We start from the raw sequence: 15,836 nt of genomic DNA on the forward strand, positions 1-15,836 counted from the left end.
ATGACCGAATTTTTACTTTTATTGATCAGTACCGTTCTGGTTAACAACTTTGTGTTGGTTAAATTTCTGGGACTCTGCCCTTTTATGGGCGTTTCCGGAAAGCTTGAAACGGCCATTGGCATGTCATTAGCCACCACCTTTGTACTGACTTTGGCTTCAGTGTGCAGCTATCTGGTCGATCAGTATCTGCTTGCCCCCTTCGATTTACTCTATTTACGCACGCTCAGTTTTATTCTGGTGATTGCCGTAGTGGTCCAATTTACCGAAATGGTAGTACATAAGACCAGCCCCACCCTGTATCGTTTGCTGGGGATTTTTCTGCCATTAATTACCACCAATTGTGCTGTGCTTGGTGTTGCTTTATTAAACGTGAATGCAGGTTACAGCTTTATGCAGTCGCTTGTCTTTGGCTTTGGAGCCGCGGCTGGCTTCTCATTGGTACTTATTTTGTTTGCCGCCATGCGAGAGCGCCTGGCCGCAGCTGATGTACCGGCTGTTTTTCGAGGTTCTGCCATTGCGATGATTACAGCTGGCCTGATGTCATTAGCCTTTATGGGCTTTACCGGCCTGGTTACCAGCTCATGATGTCGACGGCTTTGTTGGTCATGGGAGCCATTGCGCTTTTGTTTGGTGGCTTGCTCGGTTATGCCGCCCTTAGGTTCCGGGTAGAGAGTGACCCTCTGGTAGAGCAAATCGATGAAATTTTACCGCAAACCCAATGCGGTCAGTGTGGCTACCCAGGCTGTCGCCCATACGCTGAAGCCATCGCCAATGGCGATGAAATCAACAAGTGTCCGCCAGGAGGTGAAGCAACAGTTCGCAAACTGGCCGATCTGATGGGGGTTGAAGCTAAGCCTCTGGATGCCGATGCGCAAAGTAGCATTAAAAAAGTGGCTTTTATCCGGGAAGACGAATGTATTGGTTGCACTAAATGCATTCAGGCTTGCCCGGTCGATGCTATTGTAGGGGCAACACGACAAATGCATACCGTCATTGCAGACGAGTGCACAGGCTGTGATCTCTGTGTTGAACCTTGCCCGGTTGACTGTATTGATATGATCCCAGTGGCAGAAACAGCTGAGCGTTGGAAATGGGATCTCCAATCTATTCCTATCCGGCACATTGAGACGAACTAATGCAGACCTTATTTGAAAAAATTGCTGCCGGCCAGTTATGGCGCTTTCCAGGCGGGATCCATCCGCCAACCCGAAAAGCGGAGCTCAGTAAAAAGCCAATAGCAACCATGCCTTTACCCGAAAGGCTGTTCCTTCCTCTTCGTCAACATATAGGAGTAGCAGGAACCTGTCTGGTACGCAAAGGGGATTACGTTCTGAAAGGCCAGCCACTCACGGTAGCTGACAGCTCCATGTCAGTTCCTGTGCATGCGCCCACTTCTGGTCTGATTCTGGCTGTCACCGACCACACCAGCCCTCACCCATCAGCACTGCCTGAACCAACCATTGTGCTGGAGCCCGATGGCCTGGATGAGTGGCGTGAGCGGGAGCCACTCGATTATCAGCAATGCAGTACTCAACAATTGCTGGAGCGTATCCAGGGTGCCGGTATTGCTGGTATGGGGGGAGCGGGCTTTCCAACCCACCTGAAATCGGCATCAACACGACAGATTGACTACATCATTATCAATGGTGTTGAGTGTGAGCCCTACATCAGTGCTGATGATGCACTGATGCAGGAGCATGCCAGTACCATAGTACAAGGCATTGAAATCCTCAGCCACTTGTTAACGCCAAAAGCCGTTATCATTGCCATTGAAGATGATAAACAAAGCGCTTTTCACGCAATGCAAGCCGCGGTCGATGATCGTCAGCATTGGTTTGTCCGTGCGGTACCCACCAAATACCCTTCTGGCGGTGAAAAGCAACTGATCCAGCTGCTTACCGGCCAGGAAGTGCCTGCAGGCAGGCGTCCTATGGATATTGGCATCATGATGTTCAATGTAGGCACCAGCTTTGCCATCGCCCAGGCTGTTCTCGATGATATCCCCCTGATATCCAGAATTGTCACCCTGGCAGGGCAAACGTTGCAGCAGACACAGAATGTACTGGCACCGCTTGGTACCACCGTCAGTGATCTATTGTATTTTTGCGGCTTTCAGCCAGAGCCACAACAGCGGGTGATTATGGGCGGCCCAATGATGGGCTTTACTTTGCCTGACTTATCTGTCCCCATCATCAAAACCAGTAACTGCATTTTAGCCCCCACACAGCAGGAGCTACCGGCAGCCGCTAACGAGATGGATTGCATTCGGTGCACCGCCTGTGCTGAAGCTTGCCCTGCCAGTCTGCTGCCGCAGCAATTGCTCTGGTTTAGTAAAGCCAAAGATCAGGATAAGCTGTCAGAGTACAACCTGTTTGATTGCATCGAATGTGGTGCTTGTGCCTATGTCTGTCCCAGTGAAATCCCGCTGGTGCAGTACTACCGGATTGCCAAATCGGAGATCCGCGAACAACAACGGGAAGCATTAAAAGCAGAGCAAGCCAAAGCTCGTTTTGAAGCAAGAAAAGCCCGACTTGAAGCGGAAAAGCTTGAGCGTCAACAGCGAAATGAACGACTGGCAGCTGAGCGTGCAGCAAAACAAAATATGGATTCAAGCAATGCTGTCGCAGCAGCTTTGACCAGAGTACAAAACAGACAACAACAAGCTCCGGATGATGTTGCCACCATCAACGCTGAGCGAGAGCATCAAAAGCCACAAGCCGGTACGCAACAAAGCTTAACAGCTGAACAACCAGCGAACACTCCACAGGCGTCAGAGCAGGATCCCCGCAAAGCGGCGATTGCCGCCGCCCTCGCCCGCGCCAAGGCGAAAAAGCAGCAACAGGATACGGCCGACACTCCAGAAGCACCCAAGGCCGCGGACACAACAGCGCCTGAACCAGAGCCAGCAACAGATCCCCGCAAAGCGGCGATTGCTGCTGCCCTTGCCCGCGCCAAAGCGAAAAAGCAGCAACAGGACACGGCCGACACAGCAGCACCCAAGGCCGCGGACACAACAGCACCTGAGTCAGAGCCTGCAACAGATCCCCGCAAAGCGGCGATTGCCGCTGCCCTTGCCCGCGCCAAAGCGAAAAAGCAGCAACAGGACACAGCCGACACAGCAGCAGCACCCAGCGCCGCGGACACAACAGCGCCTGAACCTGATCCAGCAGCAGATCCCCGCAAAGCGGCGATTGCCGCTGCAGTTGCCCGCGCCAAAGCCAGAAAATTAAAGGAAAGTGAGTCCGAATGAGTTTTCGAATTGCCAGCTCACCCCATCAACACAACCAGAAAACCACCAGCCAGTTGATGCTGTGGGTGGTCATTGCCGCACTGCCCGCTATCGCTGTACAAAGCTATTTGTTCAGTTATGGTGTGCTGGTGCAACTGGCATTGGCTATCACTACGGCCTGGGTCAGCGAAGCTCTGGTACTGATGATGCGTCATAAAACCATTTTACCCAGATTAAAAGATCACAGCGCTCTGGTCACGGCAGTGTTGCTGGCGGTATCAATCCCGGCTTATGCTCCCTGGTGGCTGGTGGTCATTGGCACCGCCTTTGCGATTATTATCGTCAAGCAATTGTATGGTGGCCTTGGTTTCAATTTGTTTAATCCGGCTATGGCCGCTTACGTTTTACTGTTAATTGCTTTTCCGGTACAAATGACACAATGGCTACCGCCAGCCAGCCTGCATCAGCATGCACTAGGCCCCCTGGATGCATTTTGCGCGGTATTCAGCCAAGTCAGTTGCCAGGGCATCAGCCTGGAGCAACTTAGACAAGGCATCGACGGCATAACCATGGCCACACCGCTTGATACCGTCAGAACCGATCTTAGTATGGGCCTGACCCTGCCAGAAAGCTTTGAAAAGCCAGTATTTCAAAGCGGTATCGGAGTTGGCTGGTTTTGGCTCAACCTCGCCTGGTTGCTGGGTGGGCTTATTTTACTGCAACAAAAAGTCATTCAATGGCGCATTCCGCTCAGTGTGTTAGGCTCTTTGGCCTGTTGCAGCCTGATTGCCTGGTTGCTCAATCCAGATACCAACCTGTCGCCACTGTTTCAGTTATTCTCCGGCGCCAGCATGCTGGCCGCCTTTTTTATCGCCACCGATCCGGTCAGTGCATCCACTACAGCCAAAGGCCGCATCTACTATGGCATCTTGATTGGAGCCTTGGTGTTTGTGATCCGCAGCTTTGGTGGTTATCCGGATGCCTTCGCCTTTGCGATCTTGCTGGCCAATATGTCGGTTCCCCTGATCGACTATTACACCAGGCCTCGTACCTATGGCCACAAAGCACAAAAGGGACGCTCATGAATCATCCCATCAGTAAGAATGCGCTCTTATTGGCTCTGGTGGCACTGATTTGTGTCAGTATCCTCACCCTGATCCAACAACTGACAGCGCCTCGCATTGCCGAGCAACGCCTGGCTAACAGGATGGCTTTACTGCACGATGTCCTACCAGCAGCTGCCGAGCAACAACTGCTGGATGATTGCATCAGTATCACGGCCCCCGAATGGCTAGGCCGCAACAGTCCGCAGCTGATATTTCGCTGGCGTCAGCAGGGCGCTGTCAGCGCCTTTGTGGTGGAAACCACAGCACCGGATGGTTACAGTGGCACGATTGACCTAATGGTTGCTATTACCCCCGATGGTACCGTACTGGCAGCCCGCACCCTGACCCATCAGGAAACACCCGGCTTAGGCGATAAAATTGAACTGCGTAAATCCGACTGGATGCACAGTTTTGCCAATCAAACGGTGCACGAAGCCAATCTACGCCGCTGGGCGGTCCGCAAAGACGGTGGTGACTTTGACCAGTTTACCGGAGCCACCATCACGCCCCGAGCTGTAGTAAATGCTATCAAACGTACGGCGCTTTTTATTCAGCAACACCCGGAGCTGGCCGAACAACCAGCTAATTGTGAGGCGTTTTAAATGAGCCAAAATTACAAGGAACTTGCCACCCAAGGTCTTTGGAGCAATAACCCTGGCCTGGTGCAACTGCTCGGGCTTTGCCCTTTGCTGGCGGTCACCAATACCGTTACCAATGCCCTTGGGCTAGGTATCGCCACCCTGTTGGTGCTGCTTGGCTCCAACCTGGTAGTATCCGCCATTCGTAACTGGGTGCCGCGAGAAATTCGCATCCCAATCTTTGTTCTGGTCATCGCCTCTTTTGTTACAGCAGTGGAGCTGCTGATGAATGCCTTTACCTACAATCTCTATCTGGCCCTGGGTATTTTCATTCCGTTGATCGTCACCAACTGCGCCATTATTGGTCGGGCGGAAGCTTTTGCTTCTAAAAACCCAATGCTGCCGTCGGCCTTTGATGCACTGATGATGGGGCTAGGTTTTACGGCTGTGTTGCTAGCTTTAGGTGCCATACGTGAGCTGCTCGGCCAGGGTACCTTGTTCGATGGTGCCGATGCCCTGCTCGGCCCCTGGGCACAGGCGCTGCGGGTTGAAGTACTGGCGCTGGACCATTACTTTATCGTGGCACTGCTACCACCTGGTGCTTTTATCGCTATGGGCCTGCTGATCGCGGGCAAGAATGCCATTGATCAGCGAAAACAACGCAAACAACAGGTAAAAACAGCCATTACCCGAGCCAGAGTCACCGGAACCATTGTCTGAATAAAAAACTATGAATAAACAAAAGCGCATCGAGCTATTATCACGGCTGCGGGCTGCCAATCCGGAGCCCACCACCGAACTGGAATACAGCTCCCCTTTTGAGTTACTGATTGCTGTGTTGCTATCCGCGCAGGCCACCGACGTAGGTGTCAATAAAGCTACCCGGCATTTGTTTCCGGTTGCACGCACACCTCAGGCCATGCTGGATTTAGGCGTGGATGGTGTGAAGCATTACATCAAAACCATTGGCCTCTTTAATACCAAGGCCGAAAACGTGATTAAAACCTGCCGCATCCTGGTCGAGCAACATGGTGGCGAAGTACCGGAAAACCGCGAAGCACTGGAAGCACTGCCCGGAGTGGGCCGAAAAACTGCCAATGTGGTGCTGAATACCGCCTTTCGCTGGCCGACCATAGCGGTGGATACCCATATTTTCCGCGTCAGCAACCGCACCAAACTAGCAGCTGGTAAAAATGTGGATCAGGTTGAGCAAAAGCTGCTGAAAGTGGTGCCGGCCGAATTTAAGCTGGATGTGCACCATTGGCTGATTTTGCATGGCCGCTACACCTGTGTCGCCAGAAAACCCAAGTGCGGCTCCTGCATTATCGAAGATTTGTGCGAGTTTAAAGAAAAAACCGACTAGCCGCTTTGCGGCCCGTCTTCTATCAATTCCCGATGCACACAAACCGCCATACTCTTGGGACGGACGGGCAGGCCCCTGCCCTCCAGATGCGCCCGGGTAAAGGAAGCACCAAACAGCAGGATCATCGATGTATAGTTGACCCAGAGCAGCAGTAATGCCAAAGAGCCAGCAGCACCGTAGGCCGATGCCGTTGCTGTGTGCGCCAGATAAATAGCGATCAGTGAACGGCCTAGGGTGAACAGAATCGCGGTGATAAAAGCACCCAACAGCACATCCCGCCAGGACAATAGCACATCAGGCAAGATCTTGAACATGGCGGCAAACAGCAAGGTAATCACCAGCAGGGACAGGCCAACTTCCATCCCCACCATGGCCCAGCCGGGCACCGGCATCCACTCTTCCGCAAACACCATAATGCTGCGCAGAGCCACCGACAACAGCAAGGACACCATCAGTATAAAACCAATGGCCAGGATAATGGTCATGGAGAGCAAACGACTTTTGATATAGCCCCACAGGTTGTTGCGATTCGGACGAGGCGCCACATCCCAGATTTGATTCAGCGACTGCTGCATCTGCGCAAACACCGTAGTAGCACCAATGATGGTGGCTACAATACCAATCAACGCTGGCCAGATGCCACTTTGGTCAATTTGCGAATTGGTCACCGCGGTTTGCACCACCCCCGCGGCTTCCGGGCCCAGGGTTTCTTCCAACTGCTCAAACAGCTGCCCTTCTACCACACTCTGGCCCAAAAAGAACCCAACCAGGGCCACCACCACCACCAGAATGGGCGCAATGGAAAAAACGGTAAAAAAAGCCAGTGCCGCCGCATAGATAAAAGCCTGGCTGTCCAGCCAGTTGCGGGTTGCTGCGCTTAAAATACCAAGCCAATGCCGCACAGCAGCAGGAAGCCTGGAGTACAAGCTGGAAACCATAGTTGCAATACCTCCGCATCCAAAAACAGCCGGCTTTTGTCGTTTCCGTGCCAGCAAAACTCTAACCTAAAGCACTTCTCCTACACAAACAAGCAGCAATGTCAGGCTGACTGCCGAATGACTGTGCTATCATCAGCGATTAACAACAGAACCGAACAGGAGAGAACAATGCGTTTGTTGCATACCATGCTTAGGGTTGGCAATCTGGATCGCTCCATTGAGTTTTACACCCAGGTGCTGGGCATGCAGTTGCTGCGCCAGTCCGAAAACACCGAGTACAAATACACCCTGGCTTTTGTCGGCTATGGCCCGGAGTCCGAACACGCCGTACTGGAGCTGACTTACAACTGGGGCGTCGACAGCTACGATTTGGGCAATGCTTATGGCCATATTGCGCTCGAGGTGGACGATGTGTACCAGGCCTGCGATGATATTCGTAACCGTGGCGGTGTGATTAGCCGAGAGCCTGGCCCGGTGAAAGGTGGCAAAACCGAAATTGCCTTTGTCAAAGATCCCGATGGCTACGCCATCGAATTGATCCAGAAAAAGAGCAAAGGCTAATCCAGCAGGCTGCCCTGGCCGTATAGCACTACAGAGTTTTTTATGATGGTGTGGAATGATGATGTCAGAGCAACTTGCCCTGTTTCCGCTGAATTGCTTGCTGCTACCGGAAGGTAAAACCCGGCTGCGGGTATTCGAGCCTCGCTATATCCGGCTGGTGAAAGAAGCCACCGCCGGTAAGCGCGCTTTTGCCATGGCTTTACTAAATCCGTTGGTCAGCCAAACACACCCGGATCGGGTTTTTTCTTATGCCACCAAAGTACAGGTAACCGATTTTGACGTGCTGAGTGATGGTTTACTGGGCATTGAAGTGCTGGGGCTGCAGCGGGTACGTATCCTTAACCGCTGGCAAGAAGACGACAAACTGCACGTGGCAGACACTGAAGCGGTGCCATTCTGGCCGGCTCAACCAGTCGATCAACCGCAGCAGGAGTTACAGCTTAGTTTTGATCAGTTGCTAAAACGCGAGCCGGAACTGGCCAGTCTCTACCCTGAAATGAAAATAGCAGACGCCAGCTGGCTGGCAGCACGTTGGCTGGAATTGCTACCGTTACCACCGCTGCTGAAAGAACACCTGGCTGAACAAGCCACCCCTGAAGCCTGCCTGCATTATTTGCAGCGCTGCCTTAAGGCTGAATCGATTTAAGGGCAAAACGTTCGTCGTCGATCATCACTGCCACCAATCGCCAGTGCTCGCCGCTGCGCTGCAAGGTGTACGAAGTATGGCAATTCTGCAGTACTTTGCCGTTGGCATCGCAAAAGTACCAGTACAAACTGGCAAATACCATCGACTCGGACAAACGCACCAGGTGCTGCACCCGGTTTTTTACCTGAGCCACACCCAGGCTACGGTACAGGTTAAACTGATGACGGACAGTCTTCTCCAGGCTGGCGGTCTCTCCCATCATCAACTTGCTATCATCCGTTAAGAACAAGCACGGCAATGAAAATAATTCGGTTACTTGATCCACATTGAAGCTGGAATAGGCATCGGCGTAGTCCTGAAAGAATTGTTCAACAGCCTGTCGCATTTAGTTAATCCCTAAATATTTATGCACCTGCACACTAAGGCGCCAGTTGTGCTCTTTGCATTGCTCAATCGCCAGCCGGGTTGCTTTGGCTTTCTGGCTAATCGGCTGTAAATACACCAGCCTACCCGAAGCAGGTACCCGCTGCAACAACTGCAGCAACTCTTCGATATCGCGCTCGCGTGCCACCGGATGCTTTATCTCATTAGCCCGCAGCAATGCAGAGTCCAGCACCTCGTAGCCCCCTTTCATATTGACCTTCGGTGACACTGTCACCCAGGTCTCCATCGGAGCCTTAATCTCGAAGGTGCCACTGGTTTCAATCTGAGTACTGTACCCGTGCTGATGCAACAACTGACACAACGGGGTTAAATCGAACAAACAGGGTTCACCGCCGGTGATCACCACATGCCGGGCCCGATAGCCCTGGCGCTGAAATTCGGTCAGCACTTCAGCTGCACTCAGGCTGCACCAAGCTTCCGTATCGGTGGTTTTGGCCAGTACATCCCGCACCGGGATTTGCTGGGCCGGGTCCACCGTCCAGGTATGTTTGGTGTCGCACCAACTGCAACCGACCGGGCATCCCTGCAGCCGTATAAAGATTGCAGGGCAGCCAGTGTAACTGCCCTCGCCCTGGATGGTTTCAAATAGTTCATTTACTTGGTACACAGCAACGCCTTACGCTTTAGCCGAAGCGCAATTTAAAGTACAATGCCCGGCTTTTCAAAATGCAATTATAACGGGAGCGCCGCCATGATGCCGCAAAAAGTTGTTGTGATTTACTCCGGTGGGATGGATTCGTACACCGTGCTGCACAAAGCCATTGCCGATGGTCATGAGGTGTACGCCTTGTCGTTCAATTATGGTCAGCGCCATGTCAAAGAACTGGAGTGCGCAGCTCAGGTCTGCCGTGAGCTTGGCATCAATCATAAGGTGGTGGATATCTCGGCCATCAATCAGCTGCTGGCCGGCTCGTCCCTGACCGATAACATCGAGGTACCGGAAGGCCACTACGAAGCCGAGAACATGAAATCGACCATCGTACCTAACCGCAATATGATCTTGATTTCACTGGCGGTGGGCTATGCCGACTCGATCAAAGCCAAGGCGGTCTATTACGGCGCCCACTCCGGCGATCACTTTATTTACCCAGACTGCCGGCCAGAATTTGTCGAAAAGATGAATGCCGTCTGCCAAATCGCCAACTACGATCCGATCAATATCGTCAGCCCCTATTTGCACGAGTCCAAAATAGAAATCCTGCGCGATGGCCTGGCGATGAGGCTGGATTACAGCAAAACCTGGACCTGCTACAACGGCCGCGAAAAAGCTTGCGGCAAATGCGGCGCCTGCCAGGAGCGGTTGGAGGCTTTTGCACTGAATAAAGCAGTGGATCCGCTTCAGTACGAAGCCACTGGCTAACAAACCGGCATGGACTCGCTGCTGCTGGTCAGTTTGCTCAATGCAGGCATTGTTGCGGTTGCCATCCTGGGTTACCTGCTGCTTTACCCAACGCCAGCTTATCGCGGTGTCTGTTTGTTATTGGTGATGGTGATTACGGCTGCCGTCATCAATGTACTGGAAGACCAACACCTTTCCCGTGATTGGCATTTAATCTCGCCCGTTTTTGTGCTCGGTTTTGGCCCAGCATTGTATCTTGCCATCAAGCGAGTCACGGTTGGGCCGGTTGGCCATCGCGCCTGGTGGCATTTTGTACCTATGATTATACTGCTCCCTTTTACCGCACAGACTCAAGCGATTATCGCGATTGGTACCCTGTGGCGGGTCGCTTATGCCCTGCTGTCCGTGCAATTAATCATTCGCTTTAATCGCCATCTCAGCCAACAACGTTCGGATGCTGCCGAGCTATCGCTAACCTGGCTGGCTTGGTTGGTCGGTCTTTCGGCTTGCTTTAGTGCACTGGATTTACTTAGGCTCAATATGCAACCCGAATTAAGCCTTCAGCTGAATATGTTGGCCTATGCGGCAAGTACCTTTGTTTTTTTGCTGGTGCTGCTTTTTCTGGTGGTCATTCTCAACCATAAACGAGAGGGCTTACAGGCAATAACTGACTCCGGTTGCAACCAGCCATCTACTGTAGCTCATACCCTAGCCAACAGAAAAGCTGAAACCGGTGCCGATTACCAAAGCTTATTTTCAAACCTGGATCAGCAAATCCGTCAACATCGTTGGTTTAGTCTGCCCCGTTTAAGCCTACATCAATTGTCAGAGTTATCCTGCATGTCGACACGGGATATTTCCAGAAGCATTAATCTGGCGGGCGGTCTCTCATTCAACGACTACATCAATCGGCATCGTATAGAGCATATCAAACACACCCTGGCAGCAGATCCGAATACCAACCTGACCAAGCTTGCCTTTAGTGCTGGCTTTTCTTCAAAAGCAACCTTTAATCAATCCTTTAAGAAAATGACCGGCACAACACCCAGTGCGTATCGCTGCCATCTTGTTGGTGAAGGTTCAGGTTCAGAATCATGATTTTAGCCAGTTAAGATCAAGCGACTGGACGAAAACCATCGCACTCCGTGGCATGCTGGCCCGACATTTTGCCGGCAAACCATCTGAACTCTTTATGCACACAAACCGCTTTTCGCCCGTTAAAACGGCCGCATCGATAATCTTATTGCTTCTTATCAGCGCCATAATTTGGCTGTGGTATAGCATATCCAGGATTCCTTCGGCGCTGGTACTCACTGACAGTACGCCGACAGCTGCACTGTTCGATAATGTCCGTTTGATTTCGATGGTCCCGGGCGAAGCCGAGGCAGAAGCCGCCAAAGCCGTGCTGGTCATTGGCGAACATATTGTTGCTGTCGCGGCTGCAGGTGAGCTTACCGCACCAACTGGCGCACTAATTATTGATGGTCAGGGCTTCACCTTAATGCCTGGCCTGATTGATGCACACATTCACCTGAACGATGAAACCGAACTGGCCGGGTATCTGGCGCATGGTGTGACCGGTGTGCGCAATATGTCTGGCTATCCGTTTCATCTTAAACTGATAGCGCAGATTGAGTTGGGTGCACTGTTAGGCCCAGACTTTATCACCACAGGGCCTATCCTCAATAGCCGGGGCCCGAATGAAACGGTATTGCAGCAAACCGTCACCGGCTACCAGGATGCGCGCGCAGCGGTCAGACAACAGTACCAACGAGGCTACCGGGCACTTAAGCTGTACTCCAATCTTACCAAGGAAGCGTACCAGGGCATTGTTGATGAAGCCGCAGAGCTAGGTATCAGCATTAGCGGTCACTCGCCAGAAGGCGTTCGCACCGCAGGCATTCCTCACGATAAGCCGTTTGATATCGACTGGCAGGCTTCGCTTGGCCGCGGCTTTCAAACCCTGGAGCACATCGAAACCATTGTCTGGCATAGCCTGCGCGATGATTTAAATGAAGCCAGGATGCGTCAGGTAGCCGCGCAATTGGCCAAATCTGGCGAAGTGGTCACCCCAACCCTGATTGCGCACAAGCGACGGCTGCGAATTGCACACTCCAAAGGTGCCTATTTAGCACGCCCTGGCTCTGAAGCCATCAATCCGCTGGTGCGCTTTTATGCAAAGGATGCCGAGCAGTTTTGGAGTCGGATGGAGCCGAGCCACTACGAACAGCCCCACGCCGACTTTTTCCTGATAGCCACAAGGTTGCTACATGAGGCCGGTGTACCCCTGATTGCAGGCAGCGATAGCGGTGGTTTTGGCCTGATCCCAGGAGCTTCCCTTGCCGATGAGCTGGAGCTCTTAGTTACCGCAGGACTTTCCCCCTTTGAGGTTCTGACTTCTGCAACACGGCTAAGCGCTATGGCGCTTGGATTTGAGAAAACCGGCATGATAACGCCTGGCTTTCGAGCCAATTTGCTGTTAATCCCAACCGACCCATTGCAACACATAGGGGCGGTAAAGCAACCAGCCGGCGTGATGATCGGCGGACACTGGCTGGATGAGGCAGCGCTTGCAGCAATGAAAGATGCTGCCAAAGACAATGCGTTGAATCGAACCTTTAACCGTTCTCTATGGCGCTTTGTTGAAATGAAAGCCCAGAGGCTTTAAACAGTTAAAGTCTCTGCTACCTAGAAAACAGTCTAAAAAACTCCTTGTAAAAAAGCCTAGAGCAAACTGGCAAAAAATGAGCTCACCAAACAGTGGTTGGAAGCCTTTGCGCTGAATAAAGCAGAAGATCCGCTTCACTACGAATAAAAGGCTATTACGACTTTGTCGTTATTCAGGCCGGGGAATTTCCTCTGGCATTAAATGCCTTCGTTTATGAATCACGGCCAGAACTTCGATCAGTTGATCCGGTTTTATTTCGTAAACAATCCGGTAAGAGTAAAGCCCAAGCTCCCGCACAGCGTCGTCGTTTAATTCTGGCACTTTGTGCCCCTTGCGAGGTAGCTCATCGAGACCCATGGTTTTTTGTACCATTGCCTCACTAACACGTTTGGCGTACAGCGGCGAATCTTGGGCGATATAATCGTGAATATGACGAAGTTGGGCCTTAGCGTGAGCCGTCCACTTCACCATGTTTGAATGTCTTTCAGCAGCTCTTCTGCAGCCTGGCTATCACCTTTGGCTGCATCTTGCTGACCTCGCCGAATATTTTCCAACACATAAAGCCGATACATGATCTGTTCGGTGCTGGCGTCATCCGGCAATTGCTGGATGGCGTCAAGTGCTTCTTGTTTAATGGTATGAGCTTGCATTTGCCTATCTCCTACGATTAACCTGGCCCGATGACAATACAATCTTATTTGTGACTACCTGAATAACGACAGCATTGAAGATCGTACTGTTCTGGAGTAATAACCAGCGTAGCTGCCTGGCAGCAGAGCCTTAACTAAAGTCTAAGTGCGCAGGATGTGAAAAGCAATAACACCCGCAGCGCACTACCCGACTGCCTTACCAAACTGCGCTTTATACGCCTCGGTTACATCCTGCAGCTGCCCGCCTGCCAGTTGGTAAATCTGCTCTGCGCTTAGGATGGTTTCTGGCCGGTGGGCAATCACAATCCTGGTCATACTAAGCTGCTGAATGGCCTGGTTCACATAGTGTTCTAATGCCACATCCAGATGGCTGGTGGCTTCATCCAGCAGCAGGATTTTGGGCTGGCGGTACAAGGCCCGGGCCACCAATAAGCGCTGTTTCTGACCACCAGACAGCGCGCTGCCCATATCGCCGACAAGGGAGTTGTAGCCCATTTGCATCGCACTGATATCTTGGTGAATGCCTGCCAGTTGGGCGGCTTGATAAACTCGCTGCATATCCAGTTGTGGGTCGAAAAAACTGATGTTTTCGGCCAAAGTGCCGGACATTAGTTGGTCATCCTGCATCACAGCCGCAATCTGGCTGCGGTAATTGCGCAGCCCCAGCTGTTTAATCTCAATGCCATCCACTTCCACCTTGCCACTTTCTGCTGGCAATAAGCCCAGCATCAGTTTCATCAGGCTGGTTTTGCCGCTACCTGAAGGACCGATAATAGCGATATTGGCACCAGCCGGGATATCCAGGCATAGGTCGTTAAACAGCAAAGGCTCGTTATTGGCGTAGCGAAAACGAATGTTGGTTAAACGCAACTGGCCGCTGATATCTCGGCTGGGCTGATTCAACCCTTCGTCTTCTTTGTCGGTTAAGGCAATATCGGCCAGCCGGTTTAAGTGCAGTTTCAGCATTTTGATTTCCACCACCAGGGAAATCAGTGAAGCCGCCCGGCCGGTAAACTGGCCCTTGTAGGCCATAAAAGCAAACAGCATGCCGATGGTCATATCGCCATTCATCACGGTGAGCGCACCTAAATACATAATAACAATGCCTTCTATGCCAAATAGCAGTTGATTGGCGGTACCAGCGCCAATGCCCCACTTAGCCAAACGGTAGCCTTTATTGACTGATTCGGCATGGCGGTTTTGCCACAGGTTTAACCGTTCATTTTGCTGGCCAAACAACTTTAAACTTTGAATGCCACGGATGGTTTCCATAAAAACGCTGTCTTCTTTGGCCGAGGTGACAATGCTTTCTTCCGTCAGTTGGCGCATGGGCCAGTAAAAAGCCCAGCGCAATAAGGCATACATCACCACTACAGCAAAAACGACCAGACTGAGCATCGGGCTGTACAACAGCATCATTACCAGCACCAGCACGATCATCAGCCCATCCAGAATGCCTTCGATTAAGCTGTTGGTCAGAATTTGTTGGATCGAGCCTAACGAGGAAAAGCGCGAGGTAATATCGCCCATATGGCGCCTTTCAAAAAACGATACAGGCAAATGCAGCAAATGGCGGAATAAGTTGGTGACCATCTGCATATTTAAATGGGTACCTAAATGCAGCGCAATCCAGCTGCGCAGCACCTGAATGGTGATTTGAATTACCATCAATAAGGAAAAACCAATCGCCAGTACCAGCAATAAGGGCTTGTCATTACTGACCAGCACTTCATCCACCACCAACTGAGTGTAATAGGGCGAAGCCAGTACAAAGAACTGCAGCAGCAAGGACAATACGAATAACTTGACCAGGGAGGGTACCAAGCCCTGAATGTTGCTCCAGAACGAGGTTAAACTAAGTTGTACCCGCTCGTCGATTTTTTTAAACGCATTAGTCGGGGTTAGCTCCAACGCCACCCCGGTAAAGGCTTTATCCACCTCCACCATACTCAAGCGGCGCTCGCCCATAGCAGGATCTAAGATGGTAATGCCAGTGCGGTGCACTTTTTTCAGCACTACAAAATGATTCATTTCCCAGTGCAGGATACAGGGAGTTTTTAGCTTACACAGCTCGTCCAGCTCCAGCTTTAGCGCCCGGCCAGTCATGTTCAGTTGCTCTGCCAGCCGCATTAACTGCTGCATCGAGCCCCCTTTTAGCGAGACATTATAGCGACTGCGTAAAGTGGTTAAGTCCATCTGATGGCCATAATGAATGGCCACCATTGCCATGCAGGCTAGACCGCATTCAGCGGCTTCGGTTTGGAGGAGTATCATTCTTTTTTTGCACTACATACTTAGTTATCCTGCAATAAGC

At 51.7% G+C, this 15,836-nt stretch carries 18 protein-coding genes; 12 read left to right on the plus strand and 6 right to left on the minus strand.

The window, feature by feature from the left end; translation table 11 throughout:
• The 7 genes from rsxA to nth are packed head-to-tail and all read left to right on the plus strand — an operon-like array spanning position 1 to position 6,276.
• Complete coding sequence (rsxA, locus tag ABC502_RS10450; RefSeq protein ID WP_330089099.1) at positions 1-585, plus strand: electron transport complex subunit RsxA; 585 nt, start codon at positions 1-3, stop codon at positions 583-585.
• A complete protein-coding gene (rsxB, locus tag ABC502_RS10455) occupies positions 582-1,136 on the plus strand; it encodes an electron transport complex subunit RsxB (RefSeq protein ID WP_330089100.1) in 555 nt (184 codons plus the stop codon). The genes rsxA and rsxB overlap by 4 nt, the downstream gene beginning before the upstream one ends.
• Entirely contained in the window at positions 1,136-3,250 is a 2,115-nt protein-coding gene (gene rsxC / locus ABC502_RS10460; protein ID WP_345915856.1) for an electron transport complex subunit RsxC, read from the plus strand. The genes rsxB and rsxC overlap by 1 nt, the downstream gene beginning before the upstream one ends.
• Positions 3,247-4,314, plus strand: a complete 1,068-nt coding sequence (rsxD, locus tag ABC502_RS10465; RefSeq protein ID WP_345915857.1) for an electron transport complex subunit RsxD — start codon at positions 3,247-3,249, stop codon at positions 4,312-4,314. The genes rsxC and rsxD overlap by 4 nt, the downstream gene beginning before the upstream one ends.
• Positions 4,311-4,937 (plus strand): electron transport complex subunit RsxG, encoded by a 627-nt coding sequence (gene rsxG, locus ABC502_RS10470; RefSeq protein WP_330089103.1) that lies wholly within the window; start codon positions 4,311-4,313, stop codon positions 4,935-4,937. The genes rsxD and rsxG overlap by 4 nt, the downstream gene beginning before the upstream one ends.
• Positions 4,938-5,633, plus strand: coding sequence for an electron transport complex subunit E (locus ABC502_RS10475; RefSeq protein ID WP_345915858.1), 696 nt, complete (start codon positions 4,938-4,940; stop codon positions 5,631-5,633). It abuts the gene before it with no gap.
• 10 nt (positions 5,634-5,643) lie between these two features.
• A complete protein-coding gene (nth, locus tag ABC502_RS10480; protein WP_330089105.1) occupies positions 5,644-6,276 on the plus strand; it encodes an endonuclease III in 633 nt (210 codons plus the stop codon).
• On the opposite strand, the gene ABC502_RS10485 is transcribed toward nth, so the two are convergent.
• Positions 6,273-7,214 (minus strand): YihY/virulence factor BrkB family protein, encoded by a 942-nt coding sequence (locus ABC502_RS10485; protein ID WP_345915860.1) that lies wholly within the window; start codon positions 7,212-7,214, stop codon positions 6,273-6,275. The two genes, nth and ABC502_RS10485, sit on opposite strands and share 4 nt — an antisense overlap.
• A 168-nt stretch (positions 7,215-7,382) precedes the next feature.
• Between ABC502_RS10485 and gloA the strand changes: the two genes are divergently transcribed.
• Together gloA and ABC502_RS10495 are read left to right on the plus strand one after the other, a co-directional pair.
• On the plus strand, positions 7,383-7,775 hold the full coding sequence (gene gloA, locus ABC502_RS10490) for a lactoylglutathione lyase (protein WP_330089107.1): 393 nt from the start codon (positions 7,383-7,385) through the stop codon (positions 7,773-7,775).
• 61 nt (positions 7,776-7,836) lie between these two features.
• A complete protein-coding gene (locus ABC502_RS10495) occupies positions 7,837-8,421 on the plus strand; it encodes an LON peptidase substrate-binding domain-containing protein (protein ID WP_330089108.1) in 585 nt (194 codons plus the stop codon).
• Here ABC502_RS10495 and ABC502_RS10500 read toward each other — a convergent pair.
• Together ABC502_RS10500 and queE are read right to left on the minus strand one after the other, a co-directional pair.
• On the minus strand, positions 8,402-8,806 hold the full coding sequence (locus tag ABC502_RS10500; RefSeq protein WP_330089109.1) for a hypothetical protein: 405 nt from the start codon (positions 8,804-8,806) through the stop codon (positions 8,402-8,404). The genes ABC502_RS10495 and ABC502_RS10500 overlap by 20 nt on opposite strands.
• Positions 8,807-9,472, minus strand: a complete 666-nt coding sequence (gene queE, locus ABC502_RS10505; protein WP_345915861.1) for a 7-carboxy-7-deazaguanine synthase QueE — start codon at positions 9,470-9,472, stop codon at positions 8,807-8,809.
• An 87-nt stretch (positions 9,473-9,559) separates the two neighbouring features.
• On the opposite strand from queE, the gene queC reads away from it, so the two are divergent.
• From queC to ABC502_RS10520, 3 genes are all read left to right on the plus strand, one after another.
• Positions 9,560-10,225: a 7-cyano-7-deazaguanine synthase QueC gene (queC, locus tag ABC502_RS10510; protein WP_345915978.1), complete on the plus strand. Its 666-nt coding sequence runs from the start codon at positions 9,560-9,562 to the stop codon at positions 10,223-10,225.
• Positions 10,226-10,234: 9 nt separating this feature from the next.
• Complete coding sequence (locus ABC502_RS10515; RefSeq protein ID WP_345915862.1) at positions 10,235-11,302, plus strand: helix-turn-helix domain-containing protein; 1,068 nt, start codon at positions 10,235-10,237, stop codon at positions 11,300-11,302.
• A 265-nt stretch (positions 11,303-11,567) separates the two neighbouring features.
• Positions 11,568-12,872, plus strand: a complete 1,305-nt coding sequence (locus ABC502_RS10520) for an amidohydrolase family protein (protein WP_345915979.1) — start codon at positions 11,568-11,570, stop codon at positions 12,870-12,872.
• A gap of 168 nt (positions 12,873-13,040) precedes the next feature.
• Here the strand turns inward: ABC502_RS10520 and ABC502_RS10525 are convergent, their stop codons facing one another.
• The 3 genes from ABC502_RS10525 to ABC502_RS10535 form a co-directional block, all read right to left on the minus strand.
• Positions 13,041-13,343, minus strand: a complete 303-nt coding sequence (locus tag ABC502_RS10525) for a type II toxin-antitoxin system RelE/ParE family toxin (protein WP_345915863.1) — start codon at positions 13,341-13,343, stop codon at positions 13,041-13,043.
• Positions 13,337-13,522 (minus strand): hypothetical protein, encoded by a 186-nt coding sequence (locus tag ABC502_RS10530; protein ID WP_345915864.1) that lies wholly within the window; start codon positions 13,520-13,522, stop codon positions 13,337-13,339. The genes ABC502_RS10525 and ABC502_RS10530 overlap by 7 nt, the downstream gene beginning before the upstream one ends.
• A 183-nt stretch (positions 13,523-13,705) precedes the next feature.
• Positions 13,706-15,796, minus strand: coding sequence for a peptidase domain-containing ABC transporter (locus ABC502_RS10535; RefSeq protein ID WP_345915865.1), 2,091 nt, complete (start codon positions 15,794-15,796; stop codon positions 13,706-13,708).
• Positions 15,797-15,836 lie beyond the last annotated feature (40 nt).

The sequence above is a fragment of the Alkalimonas sp. NCh-2 genome (genome assembly GCF_039631345.1).
GTDB lineage: Bacteria > Pseudomonadota > Gammaproteobacteria > Enterobacterales > Alteromonadaceae > Alkalimonas > Alkalimonas mucilaginosa.